At 45.3% G+C, this 19,371-nt stretch carries 14 protein-coding genes and 2 pseudogenes; 6 read left to right on the forward strand and 10 right to left on the reverse strand.

Annotated features, from left to right (window positions below; translation table 11 throughout):
- Positions 1–40 precede the first annotated feature (40 nt).
- The 3 genes from M5J74_RS05415 to M5J74_RS05425 form a co-directional block, all read right to left on the reverse strand.
- On the reverse strand, positions 41–355 hold the full coding sequence (locus M5J74_RS05415; protein WP_015153090.1) for a EutN/CcmL family microcompartment protein: 315 nt from the start codon (positions 353–355) through the stop codon (positions 41–43).
- A gap of 6 nt (positions 356–361) precedes the next feature.
- Positions 362–703: a carbon dioxide-concentrating mechanism protein CcmK gene (locus M5J74_RS05420; protein ID WP_015153091.1), complete on the reverse strand. Its 342-nt coding sequence runs from the start codon at positions 701–703 to the stop codon at positions 362–364.
- A gap of 74 nt (positions 704–777) precedes the next feature.
- On the reverse strand, positions 778–1,086 hold the full coding sequence (locus tag M5J74_RS05425; protein ID WP_015153092.1) for a carbon dioxide-concentrating mechanism protein CcmK: 309 nt from the start codon (positions 1,084–1,086) through the stop codon (positions 778–780).
- A gap of 668 nt (positions 1,087–1,754) precedes the next feature.
- On the opposite strand from M5J74_RS05425, the gene M5J74_RS05430 reads away from it, so the two are divergent.
- The 4 genes from M5J74_RS05430 to M5J74_RS05445 all read left to right on the forward strand — a co-directional run bounded on the left by M5J74_RS05430 (position 1,755) and on the right by M5J74_RS05445 (position 6,772).
- A complete protein-coding gene (locus M5J74_RS05430) occupies positions 1,755–3,602 on the forward strand; it encodes an NAD(P)H-quinone oxidoreductase subunit F (RefSeq protein ID WP_015153093.1) in 1,848 nt (615 codons plus the stop codon).
- Between the two features lie 138 nt (positions 3,603–3,740).
- Complete coding sequence (locus M5J74_RS05435) at positions 3,741–5,237, forward strand: NADH-quinone oxidoreductase subunit M (protein WP_015153094.1); 1,497 nt, start codon at positions 3,741–3,743, stop codon at positions 5,235–5,237.
- Positions 5,238–5,421: 184 nt separating this feature from the next.
- Complete coding sequence (locus tag M5J74_RS05440; protein WP_015153095.1) at positions 5,422–6,552, forward strand: CO2 hydration protein; 1,131 nt, start codon at positions 5,422–5,424, stop codon at positions 6,550–6,552.
- A 70-nt stretch (positions 6,553–6,622) separates the two neighbouring features.
- Positions 6,623–6,772: a hypothetical protein gene (locus tag M5J74_RS05445; RefSeq protein ID WP_015153096.1), complete on the forward strand. Its 150-nt coding sequence runs from the start codon at positions 6,623–6,625 to the stop codon at positions 6,770–6,772.
- A gap of 996 nt (positions 6,773–7,768) precedes the next feature.
- Here the strand turns inward: M5J74_RS05445 and psaI are convergent.
- The 7 genes from psaI to M5J74_RS05480 all read right to left on the reverse strand — a co-directional run bounded on the left by psaI (position 7,769) and on the right by M5J74_RS05480 (position 17,278).
- A complete protein-coding gene (gene psaI, locus M5J74_RS05450) occupies positions 7,769–7,924 on the reverse strand; it encodes a photosystem I reaction center subunit VIII (protein ID WP_015153097.1) in 156 nt (51 codons plus the stop codon).
- A gap of 74 nt (positions 7,925–7,998) precedes the next feature.
- Positions 7,999–8,550 carry a photosystem I reaction center subunit XI gene (locus M5J74_RS05455; protein WP_015153098.1) on the reverse strand — a complete coding sequence of 184 codons (552 nt, stop codon included), beginning with the start codon at positions 8,548–8,550 and terminating at the stop codon, positions 7,999–8,001.
- A gap of 259 nt (positions 8,551–8,809) precedes the next feature.
- On the reverse strand, positions 8,810–11,032 hold the full coding sequence (psaB, locus tag M5J74_RS05460) for a photosystem I core protein PsaB (protein ID WP_015153099.1): 2,223 nt from the start codon (positions 11,030–11,032) through the stop codon (positions 8,810–8,812).
- A 188-nt stretch (positions 11,033–11,220) separates the two neighbouring features.
- Positions 11,221–13,569 carry a photosystem I core protein PsaA gene (psaA, locus tag M5J74_RS05465; RefSeq protein ID WP_015153100.1) on the reverse strand — a complete coding sequence of 783 codons (2,349 nt, stop codon included), beginning with the start codon at positions 13,567–13,569 and terminating at the stop codon, positions 11,221–11,223.
- A 617-nt stretch (positions 13,570–14,186) separates the two neighbouring features.
- Complete coding sequence (locus tag M5J74_RS05470; RefSeq protein ID WP_015153102.1) at positions 14,187–15,137, reverse strand: HetZ-related protein 2; 951 nt, start codon at positions 15,135–15,137, stop codon at positions 14,187–14,189.
- A 202-nt stretch (positions 15,138–15,339) separates the two neighbouring features.
- Positions 15,340–16,014, reverse strand: coding sequence for a response regulator transcription factor (locus tag M5J74_RS05475; protein ID WP_015153103.1), 675 nt, complete (start codon positions 16,012–16,014; stop codon positions 15,340–15,342).
- A 157-nt stretch (positions 16,015–16,171) separates the two neighbouring features.
- The gene (locus tag M5J74_RS05480; RefSeq protein ID WP_250015763.1) at positions 16,172–17,278 is read right to left on the reverse strand and encodes a response regulator; all 1,107 of its coding nucleotides are present in this window, start codon (positions 17,276–17,278) and stop codon (positions 16,172–16,174) included.
- 370 nt (positions 17,279–17,648) lie between these two features.
- Between M5J74_RS05480 and M5J74_RS33295 the strand changes: the two are divergent.
- Positions 17,649–18,583, forward strand: a pseudogene (locus tag M5J74_RS33295) (cytochrome-c peroxidase).
- Positions 18,584–18,685: 102 nt separating this feature from the next.
- Positions 18,686–19,309 (forward strand): annotated as a pseudogene (locus M5J74_RS33300) (DAHL domain-containing protein); the annotation flags it as partial.
- Positions 19,310–19,371: the final 62 nt, after the last annotated feature.

Here is a 19,371-nt window from a genome sequence, read left to right on the forward strand (position 1 = left end):
GAAATATCCTGTTGCTATGAATTGATTTTGCCGCGATCGCCTAAGGAAAGCTCGATCGGTCTTGCTCTCTTTTGCTGTACAGGTTGCGATTGTCTACGCTGACAGTATCGATAATTCCTACTACCAATGCATCTAGGGGACGCGATTGATTGCCGTCGATCTGACGGGCAGCACTGCCGCGACTAACTAAAACCCACTCATCTACACCAGCACCTATCCAATCGGCTGCTACCTCATATTTAGGTAGCAGGCGACCGTCAGCATCGATAAATTGCAACAACAGTAGCTTGGCTCCTCGCAAACTTGGTTCTTTGTGGGTACTGACAACCGTACCCCGAACTTGAGCGATTTGCATTCAGGGTTACGGTCTGTTGTAAGGACGGATACCGCTGACGCTCTCGCGGAACTGTTCTACAGCTTCTGTATAACGAATCGGCAGCACGTATTCTAGGTTTTCGTGAGGACGAGCGATGATGTGGGTAGACAAGACCTGTCCGCCATTCACGCGCTTGACGGAATCTATACCAGCGGATACCGAAGCTTGCACTTCCGAAACATCGCCTCGTACGATCACCGTGACTCGACCGCTACCGATCTTTTCATAGCCCACCAGAGTGACGCGAGCTGCTTTTACCATCGCGTCTGCTGCTTCCACAACTGCGGGGAAGCCCAACGTTTCAATCATTCCTACTGCGATTGCCATTTTGTTTTACTCCGTAACTGAAAGTAGCGTAAGGTTATCAAACTGAAAAACTGAAAGCTGAGGATTTATCGCGGCTAAGTGCGGAACTGTTCTACAGCCTCGGTATAGCGAATTGGCAGTACGTATTCGAGGTTTTCGTGGGGACGGGCAATGATGTGCGTGGAGAGAACTTCACCACCATTGACTCGTTTAGCTGCTTCAATGCCAGCGGAAACCGAAGCTTGTACTTCTGAAACGTCGCCCCGCACGATCACCGTGACGCGAGCGCTACCAATTTTCTCGTAACCCACTAGAGTGACACGGGCAGCTTTTACCATCGCATCTGCTGCTTCAACAACTGCGGGAAAGCCCTTGGTCTCAATCATTCCAACCGCGATCGGCATTTTTACTCTTCTCCTTGATGGCGCGTAAGTAAACCTAGTGGATTTAGTTTGACAGTAAATTTTTGACGAGAATACCCATTCTTAATTAGAAAAAAGTCTTCCTGAAATAAGCATAGGGAAGCTTTGCTCCCCTGACAATATAAATCATTATGATAATTTTGAATGAGAATGTTTAAAAAAACTTAACGGTGTATTTTCCGCTCGATCTGACATCTAAACCGCCCCTGTTTATCGCTATTCTACTTTTGTTTTATAATTTTTTAATTACATTTAGATAAAGCAAACTTATAACTCGGCAACTTCAGCCTCTAGAGCGATTGCCGAAGGTCGCGTCTGATGGGTTTAGGAGTTTTTACTGACCGATCGCCACTGACCGACGAAATCTCGCCTGCTTGGGTGCTATAATTGCCTACACTCAAGCTAAATCAGTTTTGCACGAGTAATACAAAGAGTGAAATTTGGCAAGAGTGCAAATCATTTGAGAAAATACTTACCCGGCTACATTTTGTAAGGAAAAACTATTAATAACAAAAACATTCAGAGAACAAAAATAGTCCGAACGAGATTGACAAACAGAAATTAAAAAACTTCAAACGTCTCTACTGAGAAAACTAGAATTGCTCCCAAATAAATTTTTTTTTAGTTGCAAATAAGTAGGAAAATTGCAAATGACGCAGTTTTTATTCATAAATAGTTGGTGGGTTCCCTTCTACGGCTTGATTGGTGCAGTCCTCACCTTACCTTGGGCAATGGGGATAGTGCGTCGCACTGGACCAAGACCTGCCGCTTATCTAAACTTATTAATGACAGTGGTAGCTTTTATCCACAGCGTTATCCTCTTGAGGGATATGTGGAATCAAGAGCCACAGAGCTTTCTCTTTACCTGGTTCAAAGCTGCCGACTTAGATTTATCTTTTGCGTTGGACGTGTCGCCAGTTACCCTTGGTGCAGCAGTTTTAATTACTGGTTTGAGTCTGCTAGCACAAGTTTATGCCTTGGGGTACATGGAGAAAGATTATGCCATAGCGCGGTTTTTTGCTTTGTTCGGATTTTTTGAGGCAGCGCTATCGGGCTTAGCCTTGAGCGATTCATTGATCCTCAGTTACGCTCTATTGGAAATGCTGACGCTTTCTACCTACTTACTGGTAGGCTTTTGGTATGCTCAGCCATTGGTAGTGACGGCAGCAAGGGATGCCTTCTTAACCAAAAGAGTAGGGGACATACTGCTGCTAATGGGTGTTGTTACCCTTGCCTCCTTTGCAGGCAGCCTCAACTTCTCCGATTTATACGAGTGGGCGCAGACAGCTCAACTATCGCCTTTAACATCAACACTACTAGGCATAGCTTTAATTGCCGCCCCAGCAGGGAAGTGCGCTCAATTTCCTTTGCATTTGTGGTTAGACGAAGCAATGGAAGGTCCTAACCCCGCTTCCGTGCTGCGAAACTCGATGGTGGTATCAGGTGGTGCGTATGTTTTGTATAAATTGCAGCCCATATTAGCGCTGTCACCTGTGGCATCTCAAGCTTTGGTCATTCTCGGCACGATGACGGCAGTAGGAGCATCGTTAGTTTCGATCGCCCAAATTGATATTAAGCGGGCGCTGTCCCATTCCACTAGCGCCTACATGGGACTGGTCTTTTTATCGGTAGGTTTGCAACAGGGTGGCGTAGCGCTGATGTTGCTATTTACCCACGCGATCGCCAAGGCATTACTATTTATGAGTGCAGGCTCGATCATTGCCACCACGCACACCCAAGATTTAACGGAAATGGGAGGTTTGTGGTCGCGGATGCCTGCCACCACAACGGCTTTTGTCGTCGGCGCAGCCGGACTAGTGACGCTCATCCCTTTGGGTAGCTTCTGGGCAATGGTGCAATGGACAAACGGCTTTTGGATAGTTAGCCCTTGGGTTGTCGGCGTATTGCTCGTAGTTAATGGTTTAACGACACTCAATCTCACTCGCGTCTTCCGACTCGTCTTCTGGGGCGACCCGCAGCCAAAAACTCGTCGCGCTCCAGAGGTCATGTGGCATATGGCTTTACCTATGGTGTCGCTGACAATAGTAACTCTGCTAGTTCCGTTGATGTTACAGCAGTGGGGATTGTTACCGAGTTGGGAAAACATCAACTGGCAAGCAGTTACTCTCTTAATGGCATCAAGTGGATTAGGGCTGGCAATCGGCTCGACAATATACCTGCATAAAGCTTGGTCGCGACCCGTGCAATTGCAGTGGCGATTTTTGCAAGACTTGTTGGGCTACGATTTCTATGTAGATGAGGTTTACAAAGTCACCGTTGTTTTGGCAGTGAATTCGATCTCCAAAATTTCCGCCTGGATCGATCGCTACATCTTAGATGGCTTAGTAAATCTAGTTGGCATTGTCACCATCTTTAGCGGTCAAAGCTTGAAGTACACTATCTCCGGTCAATCGCAAGCCTATATGCTAACCATTCTCCTCGGAGTCGGTCTGCTCGGCTTAATTATCAGCTGGTCTTTAGGATACATTTTTCAGTAGATGGTGATTGGTAATTGGTAATTGGTGGTTGGCAATTGTGTATTGTCAATCGCGTCTTGCTATCAACTATTAACCGTTAACTATCAACTCTTACCCATTACCCATTACCCATTACCCATTACCCATTACCCAATTCCAATGCTCAGTGCTTTCATTTGCTTACCAGTCTTAGGTGCGGTGCTAATCTGGGTTTTGCCTCCAGGTGAGACCCGATCGCGCTATATTGCTCTAGCAGTTACTGCTGCTACATTTATTTGGAGTATTGTTCTCGGGTTTCGATTCGATCCGGCGGATGGTGCTTTTCAGTTTCAAGAAGCACTACCTTGGATAGATGCTTTGGGTTTGAGCTATCGCTTAGGCGTGGATGGATTATCTTTCCCATTATTGGTGTTGAATGGCTTACTCACTTGCGTTGCACTTTACAGCACCAATAACCAAGTGGCGCGATCGCGATTCTACTATTCTCTCATTCTGCTACTCAATACCGGTGTTGCTGGAGCTTTCCTATCTCAGGATCTCTTGCTATTCTTTCTGTTCTACGAACTGGAACTGATTCCCCTATATTTGTTAATTGCGATTTGGGGTGGCGCAAGGCGCGGCTATGCAGCGACGAAGTTTCTAATTTATACGGCAATTTCAGGCATTCTGATTTTAGCTGCCTTTTTGGGTTTGGTTTTATTAAGCGGTACGGGTTCTTTTGCTTACGAACCCTTACGCACGGCGGCGCTGGGTTTACCGTTGACAGCACAATTGATTTTACTAGGGGCAATTGTTGTCGGCTTCGGGATTAAAATTCCTTTGGTTCCTTTCCATACTTGGCTACCAGATGCTCACGTCGAGGCTTCTACACCCGTTTCCGTGCTGCTGGCAGGGGTATTATTGAAATTGGGAACTTATGGTTTGTTGCGCTTTGGCATGGACTTGTTACCGGAGGCTTGGGCAGCATTTGCCCCTTGGCTGGCAACTTGGGCAGTGGTCAGCGTGCTGTATGGGGCTTCCTGCGCGATCGCCCAAACTGATATGAAAAAGATGGTAGCCTATAGCTCTATCGGTCACATGGGATACGTGTTACTGGCAGCAGCGGCAGCGACACCTTTGAGTATTTTAGCGACAGTATTGCAAATGCTCAGTCATGGTTTAATTTCAGCACTCCTGTTTCTGCTGGTGGGAGTCGTTTACGAAAAAGCGGGTAGTCGCGATACTCAAGTGTTAAGAGGACTACTCAACCCCGAACGAGGTTTACCTGTCATTGGCAGCTTGATGATTTTAGGCGTAATGGCAAGCGCTGGAATTCCTGGTATGGTAGGATTTGTGGCAGAGTTTCTCGTGTTTCGCGGCAGTTTTCCCGTCTTCCCTACCCAAACTCTCCTCAGTATGGTGGGGACTGGTTTGACTGCGGTATATTTCTTACTCTTGGTAAACCGCGCCTTTTTCGGACGGCTATCGCCCCAGGTTGAGAATTTACCTAAAGTTTACTGGTCAGATCGCATCCCCGCGATCGCGTTAGCAATACTGATCGTCGTGTTGGGAATTCAACCGAGTTGGATGGCACGGTGGAGCGAACGGACAACTACAGCTATGGTAAATAATGTAGAGGCGATCGCTCATCTCGCAGTCAAGAATCCACAATTGTAAATTGGTTTGAATAAAATCTGTCCCTACTATTGAGATTCATACCTGTAGGGGCAGATTTTGCTAACCAATGTGTGAAACAATAAAAAATAAAGTCTTGTTTTATCAAAAAAACACTTACCAAGCTCTTTGTACAGACGTTGCATTTCATGTCTGATAACTGATAACTGATTAACTAATACCTGATATGGTCAGCATCACTAACAAGCCTACCAGCCATCCTTTAGCAGAATACATTCAAAGGTTGCAAACAGGAGAAGCTCTACTTGCAGATACTCCTGAAAATGTTTTAGAAGTTGTAGGAATTCTCAAAAGCTACGGTGTGGTTTTAGATGCCTACTGGCGGAATTTAACATATATATCAGAAAATCAGTTTTTAGTCTTTTTCCCCTTCTTCAAGTATTTTAACGGTGAATTTTCTATTAGGAAATTGCTCCGTCATTGGTGGCACGATCGCATCAATTTTGAATACGCTGAATACTGCATGAAAGCTATGTTCTGGCATGGTGGCGGCGGTTTGGATGCTTATTTAGATACGCTGGAATTTAAAGAACGAGCAGCAGCAGCGATTCAGGCAAAGTTTAAAAATAATCCTTTGGTTTTGGGATTGAACCAACTTTTCCCAGAATTTCTTCCAGAATTGGTACGTCAGCAAGCTTATTACAGTGGGTTGGGGCAATTTTGGCACATCATGAGCGATATGTTTTTGAAGCTGAGCGATCGCTACGATCGCGGTGAAATCAAAACTATTCCGCAGGTAGTCGAGCATATCTTAAATGGTTTGGTTGCCGATGCCAATACACCAATTACTTACACGGTGAAAATTAAAGGCAAACAGTACGAAATTATTCCCAAAAGTGCGGGTTTAACTTTCCTTCCCGATACAGCTGTACCCTACGTAGAGGCAGTTTTCTTCCGAGGCACGCCGTTTCAAGGGACAATTTCTTACAACGCTCAAGCACATCAAATTCCCCCCGATCAAGCGCGATTTGCTTATGGTGCGTTATATGCAGATCCGTTACCAATTGGTGGTGCTGGCATTCCTCCGACGCTGTTAATGCAGGATATGCGGCATTACTTACCCGAATATCTGCATGAAGTCTATCGGCGCACCAAGCGTGGAGAAGATGACTTGCGGGTACAAATTTGTATGACTTTCCAAAAGTCAATGTTCTGCGTCACCACAGCCGCAATTTTAGGGTTGATGCCTTATCCGGCAAATACTGAAGATCCGTCAGAACAGCGGGCAAATATAGCTTATCTCGAAAATTGGATGGATCGGTTTATGACTTCGCGCTTGTTGGAGGTAAATAGATAGAGGGTAAAAGGCGATCGCATGGCTTTAAGTTAGAGGAGGGGTGCGATCGCAATTTATTGTATTTCTGAGTATGACACAAGAATCTTTATCTGAAGAACAGCAAGCTAAACTAGCTGAAATTACTGAACTTGCCAAAATTGCAGAACAAAAAGCTAGAGAAATGAGCGAATTTGCTACAGCGATCGCTCAAAAATACCAACAACACTTATCCCTCTTCTAAGAAACCAGATTTTCTGAGGGCTGAGGAATAAGCTCAAAACCAAAAGCCTGGGCTTTTTTGTGAAGGTTGTTGACCATTCGCTCGCGATAACGCAGCTCATAATAATCCATGCCAGGATCAGTGTAATCTGCTCCGGTTGTCCAAAGTTGGTAAAAAATCCGCGCAATTTTGTGAGCAGTAGCAGTAATAGCTTTAGGAGAGCCAAGTCGAGAACGTAAACGCCGATAAAACGCACCTAAAAACGTTTTGAATACTCAGTTATACGTATTAATTACTGGTTGTCGATGGTGCGACATACCACGAGGGGCGCAATGGGCATCAAAGAGTTCTGCCCACCGATGGCAAAGCGCGATGGTATGAAGACGGAACACTGGAAAAACTAAAAAGACGGATTTTGGCAGTGGCAGAGGAAAAGGGAATGATCGACTGGAAGTACGGAGCCGAGGCGCGGCTCTTTTTCCCCCGCAAACGGCATCTGGGAGGGAAAAAGCCCAAGGGCAGACCAATCAAGGAAGTTGTACCGCGCTATCAACAGGAGCGCTCTTTCTCCTGGTTTCAACGCAAGTATAGAAGACTCGTTGTTCGAGCTTGAACGCCTGAAAGTGTGTTTTGATGCTTTCCTTCTCCTCGCCACATCCTACGTCTGGTTTCCCAAGTTAGTGGGATAGGTTCTTGCAAGTTTTTCCGATTCCAGAACTTAAACGTGGCTTCTTCAAACTGATGGCTTATATGAATGACTTCCATACTGTCCCAATTACTTATGTTCAGCTAAATTCCGCTTAACTTCTACTTTTATTCTGCTAGTGTGACAGAAGAAAGATAACTAAAAATTGGTTTTCCTGTAGAGACGTTACATGTAACGTCTCTACAGGAAAAAATTTGTAAAGCAAATAGAACTGACAGGGTTTCTTGCCTCTTTTATAAGAGAGATTAGAGAGGATACTCAAGCTCTTTGCCTCACAAACCGAGATATATTAGTTTTCTCTCTCCTTGCAATCATACTTCTTCGTCAGCCGTTCCTGCTTCTTTTTCAATCCAAATAAATATTAGGGCAAATACTGGAAACGGCAAAATATAAAATATTAAAGGAATCATAATCCAAGGCAACCACGAAGCAGCATAAGACCCTGTTAATTGTGTCATATCTACCATGATGCTATTCTCCAGTTTTTATTGGTAATTGGTAATTGATAAGGTGTGTAGGATGGGCAATGCCTACCTCCGCACTAATTAACATTAACCCCACCCCGCAAAATTGAGTCTAGAGCATCGAAGTTTTCTAGTAGTAAATAAGCAAATACAGCTCCTCCCATTGCTCCTAGAAAAATTCCACCATTTAATTGATACCATTCATCGCGATTGCGTAACGGTCTGAGTGAATCTTTAGAAGTAGAGCCATAAGCACCTCTAGGATCGCCTTGGAAGGTCGTGATTGCAAAAATAGAAATTCCCAAACAGGCTGATACAGCTATATATATTGCTGTAATTAATCCACTTAAATTAGCACCATGAGCTGTCTCTCGTAATGGTCCAACCACAACCTCTGGTCCCACTAGAAAATAGCCGTGAGCCATGCCAATTTCTAAACCACGCATAAAAGGAGTGAGTCCTTTGCGATAGGCAGGAAGATTGTTAATAAAAGCTCTAGCTAAGGGAGAATCGGTAATAGCTGTAGAGAAATTACTGTTAAACGGATCTCCTTTATAGGGTTGAACGGGATCGGTATCGAGCCTATAGTTCAATTTTGATTCTACAGATGGATTTGCAGTATTAGTCATTTTTGATTTTCTCCTAATTAAAGTTGTCGATCCTCCGATCTTGCTTCTTATGTGCGACTTCTCAAATAAGCATTTTTTTATGAGTTGTAACGTAGATAAACGCGAATATAGAAAGCATTAACTCATGGTTTTCAAAGAACTCTCCTGGTACGTCCACCGGGAGAGGAGAGTCTAAATTCGCAACTGATAAAGCCAATTTCTAGGGCAGAAACAACAAATGTATTTCTTGTAGAATCTGCCCTAAAATTTTTGCTCTAGGCTAGCCAAATTTTCCAGCCGTTGACGCAATCAAGAAAGCACCATAGGTAGCAATATAGCCAACGGTGAAGTGAGTCAAGCCAACTAGACGAGCTTGAACGATAGATAATGCTACAGGCTTATCTCTCCAATATCCGAAAGATAATGGTGTTTTTTCGTGCGCCCAGACCAGAGTTTCAATCAATTCTTGCCAATAACCCCGCCAAGTAATTAAGAACATGAAACTCACAGCCCAAGCCAGGTGACCCCAGAGAAACATCCACGACCAAATAGCTAGACTATTCGTACCGTATGGGTTGTAACCATTAATCAACTGAGCAGAATGCAACCAGAGGTAATCTCGGAACCAACCCATGAGATAGGTGGAAGACTCATTAAATTGAGCTATATTCCCTTCCCAAATTGCTAAATGTTTCCAGTGCCAATAGAAAGTGACCCAACCCAAAGTATTGAGCATCCAGAACACGGCTAAATAAGAAGCGTCCCATGCAGAGATATCGCAAGTACCACCGCGACCGGGACCATCGCAGGGGAAGGCATAGCCGAAGTCTTTTTTGTCGGGCATCAGCTTGGAACCGCGAGCATCTAAGGCACCTTTGACCAGAACTAAAGTGGTGACGTGCAAACCAAGGGCGATCGCGTGGTGAACGTAGAAGTCTCCAGGTCCAATCGTCAAAAACAAGGAGTTCGTCGTGTTATTGACCGCATCTAACCATCCCGGTAGCCAAACATTAGCATGGTTGGGCCAAGCTGTAGAAGCAATACTATCTGGGTTTGATAACAGCGTATTAAACCCGTATAACGCCTTACCATGAGCTGCTTGGATAAACTGAGCGAACACTGGTTCGATCAGCACTTGCTTTTCTGCCGCACCAAAGGCAACTTCTACATCGTTGTGGACGTATAAGCCTAGAGTGTGGAAACCCAGGAAAAGAGACACCCAAGACAAGTGGGAAATAATCGCTTCTTTGTGACGCAGCATCCGATCTAGGACATTACCCTTGTTTTGTTCTGGATCGTAGTCTCTGATCCAAAAGATACCAGCATGGGAAAATGCCCCTACCATCAAAAACCCAGCAATGTACTGATGATGGGTATACAGTGCTGCTTGAGTCGTGAAGTCCTGCCCGATGAAAGCGTAGGGTGGCATCGAATACATATGCTGTGCTGTCAAAGAACTTGCTACACCCAAAGCAGCTAAAGCAAAAGACAGTTGGAAGTGAAGCGAATTATTGATCGTGTCGTACAATCCTTGGTGCGGTAAGTTGAAAGGACCTTCAACCTTTGCCCCAAAAAAAGATTTGGAGTTCAGCATCTCTTTGATGCTGTGACCGATCCCCCAGTTGGTACGGTACATGTGTCCGGCAATTATGAACAAGACGGCGATCGCCACGTGGTGATGCGCCATATCCGTCAACCATAAAGATTGAGTTTGAGGATGAAAACCGCCCAAAAACGTCAGAATTGCCGTTCCTGCACCTTGAGAACTGTTAAACACATGTTGAGCCGTATCGGGATTCTGGGCGTAAGCGCTCCAATTTCCTGTAAAGAACGCACCCAAACCCGCTGGATGCGGCGGGGTAAACAAGAAGTTATCCCAACCCACATGTTGCCCGCGAGATTCGGGAATTGCAACGTGAATTAAGTGAGCCGCCCAAGCTAGGGAACTGACACCGAACAAACCAGCTAGGTGATGATTCAAACGTGGTTCGGCACTTTTGAACCAACCGAGAGTAGGACGATATCGAGGTTGGAGGTGCAACCAACCAGCAAACAAGAACAAAGCTGCGAGTAAAAGTAAGAAGATCGCACCAACATAAAGTTCGTTGTTCGTCCGCATCCCGATCGTGTACCACCAGTGATAAACACCGGAATAGCAGATATCGACTGGGTTAGTTGCTCCGGCTCTCGTAAAAGCCTCGATCGCGGGTGGACCAAATTGAGCATCCCAAATCGCATGGGCGATCGGACGCACATTTAAAGGGTCTTTAATCCACTGCTCGAAATTGCCTTGCCAAGCGACGTGAAACAAAACCCCCGATGCCCACAGAAAGATAATCGCCAAATGACCGAAGTGAGAAGCAAAAATCTTTTGATAAAGATTCTCCTCCGTCATGCCATCGTGGAGTTCAAAATCGTGAGCAGTCGCCATCGCATACCAAATACGACGGGTCGTAGGGTCTTGAGCAAGGTCTTGGCTAAATTTTGGAAATTTTGTAGCCATATTCTTTGTTTCGGTTCAAATTTATTTGATTGGTAATTGGTAATTGGTAATTGGTAGTTGGTAGTTGTTTGATTTCGACTTTTGATTTTTGTACGGGCGGGTGCGCGCAAATAGGTTGACAACCTTAAGTGAAAATTTTTGGTCAAAACCCGCCCCTACGTCTTCTCATTACCCATTACCCATTACCACTAACCAATTGCCGACATGCGAGCGAGGAAGAATGCCCAGGTTGTCACAATTCCTCCTAAGAGGTAGTGAGCGACACCAACAGCTCGACCGTGGACGATGCTCAAAGCACGCGGCTGAATTGCTGGGGCAACTTTTAATTTGTTGTGCGCCCAAACGATCGATTCGATCAGTTCTTGCCAGTAGCCCCGACCGCTGAACAGGAACATGAGGCTAAAGCCAAAAATGAAGTGTCCGGCTAGGAACATCAGACCGTAGGCAGACAGGGATGAGTTGTAAGACTGAATCACCTGTGCCGATTGCGCCCAGAGGAAATCGCGCAGCCACCCGTTATTGGTAATCGACGAGGTAGCAAAGTTACCTCCGGTCAAGTGCGTGACAATGCCATCTGAATCGACCGTTCCCCAAACATCTGATTGCATCTTCCAACTAAAGTGGAAAACTACCATTGACAGCGAGTTGTACATCCAGAATAGACCCAGGAAGACGTGATCCCAAGCCGATACCTGACACGTACCACCGCGTCCTGGACCATCACAAGGGAAGCGGAAGCCCAAGTTTGCTTTATCTGGAACCAAACGCGAACCACGGGCAAATAGTACGCCCTTAAATAGTACGAGTACCGTGACGTGAATTGTAAAAGCGTGGATGTGGTGGATCAAGAAGTCTGCCGTACCCAGTGCGATCGGCATCATGGCGACTTTACCACCAACTGCAACCATACCACCACCCCAAGCGTAGCTGACGGGTGCGCCGATGCCTGGAGCTGTCGTACCGAGTCCTGAGAGTTCGATTCCCCGCACGCCACCAAAGACATCACCCAAGGGTTGAGCCACCTGCGCCGCTCCCACGGCTGCGGTGTGGATGTGCTGAATCCACTGGGCAAAAATTGGTTGTAGCTGAATTCCCGTATCTGAGAACATATCTTGGGGACGACCGAAAGCTCGCATGGTGTCGTTGTGGCAGTACATAGCAAAGCTATGAAAGCCTAAAAACTGACAAACCCAAGCGAGGTGAGAAATAATGACATCGCGGTGACGGAGGGTTCGATCTAATATGTTGTTGACGTGATGGGCTGGATCGTAGTCCCGTACCATGAAAATAGCTGCGTGGGCTGCGCCACCGACGATACAGAATCCGGCAATCCAGACGTGGTGAGTAAATAGAGACAGGGCAGTAGCGTAATCTGTTGCTAGGTAGGGATAGGGAGGCATAGCATACATGTGGTGCGCCACCAGTAGGCTAGCCGTTCCAAACTGTACTAAGTGGATAGATAGATTAGCGTGCCAAGAAGTCTCGAAGATTTTATCGAGTCCCTCATGACCCACGGGACCGATAAAGTTTAAAAATGGCAGCATGTTGGGAGATTTGGCATCATCCAACATTTCTTTGAAACTGTGACCGATACCCCAGTTAGTGCGGTAGAAGTGTCCGGCAACGATGAACAGCACCGCAAGCGCTAAATGATGGTGAGCGGTATCTGACAACCACAGACCACCCGTGACCGGATTCAGACCACCTTTAAAGGTAAGGAAATCGGCATATTGTCCCCATTGCAGGGTAAAGAAGGGTACTAAACCTTTGGCAAAGCTGGGATATAACTCTGCCATTAAGCTTGTATTCAAAATGAATTCGTGAGGCAGGGGAATATCTTTAATAGCGACCCCAGCATCCAATAGTTTGTTAACGGGCAAAGCAACGTGAATTTGATGCCCTGCCCAACCCAGGCAACCCAAGCCTAGCAATCCTGCTAAGTGGTGGTTCATCATCGCTTCCCAATTTTGAAACCATTCCAATTTGGGAGCGCGTTTGTGATAGTGGAACCAGCCAGCAAAGAGCATTATCGCTGCCATTACCAAACCACCGATCGCGGTACAGTAAAGCTGAAAAGTATTAGTAATGCCAGCAGCCCGCCAGAGTTGAAATAGTCCCGAAGTGATTTGAATTCCGTGGAAGCCACCACCAACATCGGCATTTAAAATATCTTGACCGACAAGCGACCAAACTACCTGGGCGCTGGGTTTAACACCAGTTGGATTTGCCATCCAAGCTTCAAAGTTGGAGAATTTCGCGCCGTGAAAGTACATGCCACTCAGCCAGATAAATATAACAGCTAAGTGACCGAAATGGGCAGCGAAAATCTTGCGGGAAATATCTTCTAAATCGCTGGTATGAGTGTCGAAATCGTGAGCATTAGCATGGAGGTTCCAGATCCAAGTAGTCGTTTTGGGACCTCTAGCAAGAGTGCGATCGAAGTGTCCTGGTTTTGCCCATAACTCAGGTGAGGTAGGAACCGGATCGTTATCGACCACAACCCTTACTTTTTGCTCTCGCTCTGGAGTAATTGTCATCAAATTTCTCCTTGGTTATACGAGAAACATAATTTGTCATTGGTCATTGGTCATTGGTCATTGGTCATTCGCGAGAGATAATTTTGACTTTTGACTTTTGACTTTTGACTTTTGACTTTTCAATCGCTAGTTAATAGAGAAAAAAGCCAGAGTTCGATCGCAAGTTACACCGGATAGCGTGATAACTTACTTTGTTTCTGGCAATGAAAGACTCCGAGGAGTTTAGTTTGTTTGGCTGTTGTCTTAATCTGAGTATTCAAACTCAAGCACTAGCATCTTTATCTTTTTGGAGAATAGGAAAAAAAAATGAAGAACTAATGAAGAAAGGTAGTAGCTTAATAAAAGCTTACATTTTTGCTGTATAGTTTCTGACTATAGGAATCCGGTTTGATTGTTGAAAAAATCTCAGTAACGCACCAAAAACTGAGAGTGATGCGTTACGCTGAAGTTTTTTTGTATACTACTACTCCCTGCTCTCTGCTCCCTTATCCCTATTCGGTCAAAAGTCAAAAAAACTGATGCTATATGATGATGTAAAGATGTGCAAGCACTCTTGAGTCAAAGATCCGCAACGGCGAAAAGAAAATGAGCAAGGCATCCCGAGCGGCTGGAAGTCTTCAACTTTGATGTTCGGCAACTTTTGCTTTCAGCCAGTTAGCTACAAGTTCTGGTTGTTTTTTCTGGGCAAAAGTTCGTCCTGCATGGTAGCAGACTTTTTCCCGCAGTCGGTAAACTTGTCGCACATCCAAATTTAATTGATTGGCGATCGCCTGCTGCGATTTACCTTGGAGATAAAGCTGCAACCACTGTACTGCTTCCATCCCTAGTTTTACCTGCAAATAATCGGACAATTCTTGTTTGACAGCATCGTGCATCGCTTTTTGTTCTGCCTCGGTTTCAGCCTCTTGATATGCAACTAAGGCATGGTTATCCAGCCAGCTGAAAGAATTGTCGCTTTCCTCCGTGAAAAATTCGTCTGACACGAGTTGTAATTGCTCGCTGTTAGGTGAGTAAGTGATTCCTCCCCGTGCCGTACGCTGTAAATAGTCAATCGTCCGATAGACTAACAGAGGTCGATCGCGGATCGGACGCATGGAATATTCTTCTATACTGGCGAATAGTAAAGCACTACGGAGTTGGAAATTGTTTGTACACTGGGCAATCCAGGCTACTTGTTGTTGAATGTAGCGATCGCGCAGCAATAATTCCTGCAAGACTTCTTGAATGACATCTACCACAGTGCGGTGGCGATCGCGACTGAGGGCAACTAAAGCGCGAACTTTGTGCCGCAGTACCAATAAACTACTCAAACGACTGATGAGGCGGCGATAAGCTCGTTCTGGTGGTATGCCTAAATAACGCTTTTGCAGAATTCGATAGCGAAATGACAATGCTTGTTGAGTCACGTGTAGTTGAGCTGAAGTCAGGTTGTCAAATCGTTCTAAGTCGTCGCCAAGCAACCACCGAACAATACTGTCTCTATTGGCTACACTGGCTTGCGGGTAGTCTTCAGCTAACTGCGATCGCCATGTCTGTGTTAGTTGTGCCATTGTAATTTTGGACATCATCCGACTACCTCCTATGCTTGCTCCTTGTCATACTGTCGCAATGGTTCTAATTTACGAGCAGCAAAGGTGCGATCGCATCGAATAAATGTCATTTTTCTACCATTACATTTGTCATGGCAAGAGAGTGGCTAGTGGTTAGTGGCTAGTGGCTGGACTCAATTCTCGTCACTAGCCACCAGCCACTAGTCACTGATAACTGTCCCTACTCTTTCAACCAGGAGAGAAATGCATTGGCAATAATTGCGGCTTGGGTGCGATCGCGTAAATCCAAGCGTGTCAAAATTCGAGAAATATGATTTCTGACTGTCCCTTCAGAAAGAAAAAGCGTCTGAGCGATTTCTCGATTGCTAGCACCTGCGGCGATTTGGCGTAACACCTGTCGTTCGCGTTGCGTTAGTTCTGTAAATCCTGGTGGCGGTTCTTCTGGGGATGGAGTTGGTGCTGGGGAGGGTGTCGTGGGAGCAATTTTTTCGATAATGCCAGGACCAAATTGAGTATATCCTTTATGAACGCTGCGGATGGCTTCTGCTAGTTCCTCCGCAGGAGTGTCTTTCAATAAATATCCCTTTGCACCAAAGCGTAGAGCTTCCGATACATAATTGGCATCGTCAAATGTAGTTAGAACTAAAACTTTAATATTGGTAAATTCCTGGCACATTTGTTGAGTTGCCGTCACGCCGTCCATAACTGGCATCCGAATATCCATGAGGACAATATCTGGTGGATCGGATTGGGCGTATAGCGATCTGACTGCGTCAATTGCTTGCTGTCCGTTACTAGCTTCTCCCACTACTTGCAAGTCAGGTTTAATTTCCAGCAAGGTTTTCAAGCCGCGTCGGACGATTTCTTGATCTTCAACTAGTAGCACCCGGATCATTTTAATTGGTAATTGGTAATTGGTAGTTGGTAATTGGTATTTATACTATTCACCACGCACCAGACACTACTCTCGATCTCTACTCCCGACTCCGGTACGGGCGGGTTTATCCGCAGAACTCTTTGTTTTACTAAAAGTATGCTCTAAAAACCCGCCTCTACACGACTCCCTCATTTCTAGGAAATCTGGCTGTAATTCTACATCCTTTGCCAGGTGCGCTGGTAATTTCTAACTGTCCTCCAACCGCTAGCACTCGTTCGCGCATTCCCTGCAATCCAAAGCCATTCTGGTTTTCATCTGCACAAAAGCCGCCACCATTATCTTGCAGCTTCAGTGATAGCTCGGTGGGCGTGGTTTGAATTTGTAACTGAACAGATGTAGCTTTCGCATGTTTGCAGATATTTGTCAATCCTTCTTGCACAATTCGATATACCACAGTATTTACTGAGTTAGAAAAGGGAAGGGAGAGATCGAGCTGACACTCAGGGGCAATGCCTGTTGTGTGATGAAATTCTGCGATTAAGCCAGCGATCGCCCGATCTAATAATTGACCTTGCAGCGGATCTGACCGAATATCTGTTACCGAACGGCGCACGGCATTTAATGCCTCAGTGCCTAGTTTTTTTGCTTCGCCCAGAAACTCAAAAGCGCGATCGGGTGCTGTTTGCCAAAGCGTTAGCGCGGTTTCCATTTGAATGTTGAGTCCGACTAAAATATGTCCCAGAGAGTCGTGAATGTCACGGGCGATGCGATGGCGTTCTTCTATTGCAGTCATTGCTTCGATCCGCTGGTTTAACATCCGTTCCTGTTCCAAGGCGCGGCGGAGATCGGCTTCTGCTTGCTGCAAGCGATCGTTTTGGGTTTGTAATGCTACTTGCATCCGACGTAAAGATAGCTGCGTTTCAATGCGGGCGAAGACTTCCTCTTCTTGAAATGGTTTGGTGATGTAATCGACTCCACCAAATGTAAAGGCTTTGACTTTATCCAAAACTTCGTTTAGCGCACTGATAAAAATGATGGGAATATTTTGAGTCAGATGATTTGCTTTGAGGCGCTGACAAACTTCATACCCGTTCATTTCAGGCATATTAATATCTAATAAGATCAAGTCTGGGGGCTGTGCCTGCGCTCCCATTAAAGCCGCCGATCCGCTCATCACTGCGCGTATTTCATAACCGCGATCGCTCAACATGGCAGATAATAACCGTAGGTTATCCGGCTTGTCATCGACGATCAGAATATCTCCATTTTTCTTATTCTGCATAAAAATAATCGACTCGTCTGATAATTATATAGCGGGTCTAAACAGCGAAGTAAAATTTCTATCAGGACTGTCAATGGTTAACGATCGATGGTCAGCCACTATTAACTATTAACTATTAATAGCCTTGACAAAATGTTCGCAAATCAAATAGAAACGCTATATAGCAGTTCTAAATGATTTGTAAAGCGGGCTTCTAGCCTGCGGCAAGCTAGAAGCCCGCCCCACGTTCATGAATCAAATAGAAACGCTATATAACAAAAACCTCTTATTAATGACTAAGCAAGTTCTTCGCAGGATATATCTCGTTGTATTGGTATTTTTGGCAACATTGGTAGCCATTTGGTGGCAACGCATCCAAACGCCCCAACCAATGAGAGAAGTTGTGTTTGAACGCATAGAAACCGTACAAGTCGATGAACCGATTCAACCAATTCCACTCCAGATTTCCTTGGATCGAGGTAAGGTGGCGTTGGGCGAGCAACTGTTTCACGAGCCGCGACTCTCCTCAGATAATAAAATTTCTTGCCTCAGTTGTCACGCTCTCAATCGCGGGGGGCAGATAACAAGGCTTTTTCAATTGGCGTGAATGGTAAAGTAGGTAACATTAATGCTCCAACTGTATATAATTCAGCATTTAATGCTTACTTGAATTGGAATGGTAAATTTGCCACGTTGGAAGACTTCACCACAGCCGTGATTCAAAATCCAACAGCAATGGGAATTGAATGGCAAGTTTTGCTGCCAAAGTTGCAACGGGTTCCAGACTATGTACGGGCGTTTAACCAAAATTATCCTGATGGTTTGACAGCCACAAATGTTGTAGATGCGATCGCCACTTATTTGCGATCGCTATACACTCCCAATTCGCGCTTCGATCGCTACTTACGCGGCGATAAATCTGCGATTAATGCTACAGAAAAAGAAGGCTATCGACTATTCCAAGCTTACGGTTGCGTTAGTTGCCATCAAGGAATGAATGTGGGAGGCAATTTGTTTCAAAAGTTTGGCATTATGGGCGACTATTTTCGCGATCGCGGTAAGATTACGAAAGTAGATTTAGGGCGCTATAACGTCACTCAAAATGAGGCGGATATGTTTGTCTTTCGCGTCCCTAGCCTCCGCAATGTTGCCTTAACAGCACCCTATTTTCACGATGGTTCCGCTCGGACGTTAGAACAAGCAATTAATATCATGGCAAAGTATCAACTAGGGCGATCGCTTTCTGCTAAAGATACCCAGTTAATCGTTCAGTTCCTCCGCACTCTCACGGGAGAGCATTCTGAATTAAAATCTGGCGATCGGTAATTGGTAATTGATATGCGTCCACTGCGTTTGAAAAAATTCACTTCTGCCCTGAGTGACTATTTGCTGCCAACGGGTGCAGTCATCTTATTTTTACTGCTGTGGATGAAGTCACAAGCGATCGAGCCCAATCGACACAATCGCTACATTAGCAATTTACTACGAATTCAAGAACTCGATGCGCGGATAAATCAAAATGTCTTGCAAGCACGGTTAGGATTGCTGCCGTACTACGATCCAATCGTACATGAATTGGCAAAACTAAAACGAATTCAAGCAGATTTACAACAAATTCCGGCGTTTATTGATGCAGGCGAACGACAGTCAATCGATCGCGCTATTAAACTACATATTCAACTCTATCAGGACAAGGAAAGCCAGATCGAACAGTTTAAGTCTCAAATAGCTATTTTGCGTAATTCTGAATCATATTTTCCTGTTTCTGTCAATAGTTTGCTCCAGAATCAGACGATCGATCCAACTTTAGCAGATCTTCTGAATAAATTATTGCAGGACGTACTATTATTCAACCTCACCACCAGCCAAGAATTAAAACCAGAGATTGAAGATACAATTTCTCAAATTCTTGCTGTATCTCGCCCTACGGCTCAACGTGCGGATGTAAAACGAGCGATCGCCCATGCCCGAATCATCTTAGCGCGCCGTCCCCAAGGAGATCGCTTAGTAAATAACATATTGTCGCTACCGACTGGCGATCGCGGTGAAGACATTGCCCAAACTTACTACAACGCCTATCAACAAGCACTCGATACGGCAAGTCTGAATCGACT

The organism is Chroococcidiopsis sp. CCNUC1 (assembly GCF_023546805.1).
GTDB classification, from domain to species: domain Bacteria; phylum Cyanobacteriota; class Cyanobacteriia; order Cyanobacteriales; family Chroococcidiopsidaceae; genus Chroococcidiopsis; species Chroococcidiopsis thermalis.